A 2,139-nucleotide genomic window follows, 5' to 3' on the forward strand; every position below is an offset into this window, starting at 1 on the left:
CCACGCATTGGGCAGGCTATCATCGCCGCTTTGCTCATGCACAGCTCATGCTGGGGGATGATGTGGTGTTGCCGCCAAAGCGCAAGAAGCGGATCCCGCCAAGAGGAAAGGGAAAGTTCAAGCTGTGCGTGTACCTGGACACGTCCTATAGCTGCACCAGTGAGTCGAAGCGCTTCTTTTCCCTGGTAACCAACATGTCGCCCGAGCGCTTCGAGATCGCCTTGCACTCCTTTTCCGATGGTGTGAAGAAGCACGAGATTGAGACAGGAAAATTCAACTATCGGCTTGGAGGCACCAATATCGATGCGGTATTGGACCATGCTGGAAGCCTGAGTGCGGAAAAGGAGTTTGACGCCATTGTGGTACTGACCGATGGGGAGTTTGACGACGTGCGACGTAACCCGCGCATTCGGCAACCCGAAAAGTGGCATTGGGTGATGACGGGTCGGCGTCGACACACCATGCCGGTGGAAAGTCACTTTTACGATCTGCCTCGCCGTTTGTGAATCGGCATCGGTGGAGGTCGTTGGTCCTAGCTATGGTTGGTTAGGGCGAAAATTCGCCACGCCACGCCACCTGTCAATCCCAATATTGTGGGAAAACGCGTCATGCGATTGTTGAGATGCGAATTCAGGCACTCGCTGGCGAGAGGAAATAGGGCCTTCACGCTTCGGCGGTCGAGCCCCCGAGGTTGTGGCATGTCTATCTTCAGAGGCCGATCAATGTCCGAGGGGGTACGGCACCTGAGGCTCCAGGCCATCCCAACATATTGAAATAAAAGCATTATGCATGATACTAAGCTTGTCATAGCTCTGGATCATCTATGGGGTCATAACTTTATCTTAGTACTTTCCATTATTCTGGTATGACCAATCGGTGGTTTTCGACTATCCTTGATAAGACTAGGCGCATTGAATTAAGGTGGCAGACCATGGAAATAACTCGTCTACTGAAGGTGATGGGCAGGCCTCAGCGAGTAGGGATGATGCTGGCGAGTCGCCATGTCACTCAAAGTGGCATGATCGTACTGATGCTAGGACTAGGAACTGGGATTGTCTACGCCACCGGAGGGACGGCATATGCCTATCCCTATATGATGCTAGTTCCCGTTTTGCTCGCTGCCTGTTGGTATACCTTACCGGGCGGCTTGATCACTGCCCTTTCAGCAGGCATTGCAATGGCGGTCATGCCCCTCGATACACACTTGGGTATCGAACAAACTCCCACGAATTATCTTTTGCGAATAGCATTTTATCTGCTACTTGGCGGTATCGCGGGCTGGCTTTTTGAGTCCAGGCGCCAGGCTTTCCTGAGCCATCGGGACGTCGCACGCACCGAACAGCATTCAGGGCTAGCCAATCAGGTTGCCCTCAGTGAAGACCTCCATGACATTTTGTCCGCGATGCCTCTGCCAGTCGTATCAACCGGGCTAATCAAGGTGAAGATTACCGATATGGCTGACGTTATTGAAGCCCTAGGACTACAGGCTGCGGATGATCTGATCATTGCGGTGAGTCAACGGATTAGCCAGCAGGTCCGTGGAGGGGGGCAGGTCTACCGCATCAGTCCCGATGAAGTGGCCTTGGTCGTGCTCGATGTCAGGCCAGGTGATCTCGACACTATCAGCAAAAGGTTGCTCGAAGTCGGTGAAGAGAGTCACTTGATTGAGCGGGTGCCTGTGCGTGTCCAATTGGCAATCGGTAGTGCTATCGCGCAACGAGGCGATAAGACCCCAGCAGAGCTTCTTCGAGAGGCCCGTGTTGCGCTTTTAACGTCGGTTAGACAGCGGCGAGGGCATACACACTTCAGTCCAACATTCGATCAGCGCTCTTTAGATTCTTTCAAATTGATTGGACGGGTGCGAGATGCTCTCGCTGAGAGGGAGTTTGATCTGCATTACCAGCCCAAGATTCGCTTGTCTGACGGATGTGTCTGCGGATGTGAAGGGCTGATCCGCTGGCGTGGAGATAATGGTAAGTTGATCCCGCCAGGCCAATTCATGCCTAAGGTAGAAAACACCTCGCTGATTGGTCCGATCACCCACTTCGTAACTCAAGTGGCAGGCGCATTTTCCATGCACATTGGGGACGAAAGCAAAATTGGCATTAATTTATCAGTACATAACCTGTACGACGAGGA

General features: G+C 52.7%; 2 protein-coding genes. Both read left to right on the forward strand.

The window, feature by feature from the left end:
- The coding region (locus V6D20_00165; GenBank protein ID HEY9814211.1) for a hypothetical protein at positions 1–506 on the forward strand (506 nt) is incomplete at its 5' end.
- A 425-nt stretch (positions 507–931) separates the two neighbouring features.
- Positions 932–2,139, forward strand: a 1,208-nt coding sequence (locus V6D20_00170) for an EAL domain-containing protein (protein ID HEY9814212.1), incomplete at its 3' end; no start/stop codon positions are given.

Source organism: Candidatus Obscuribacterales bacterium (assembly GCA_036703605.1).
GTDB lineage: Bacteria > Cyanobacteriota > Cyanobacteriia > RECH01 > RECH01 > RECH01.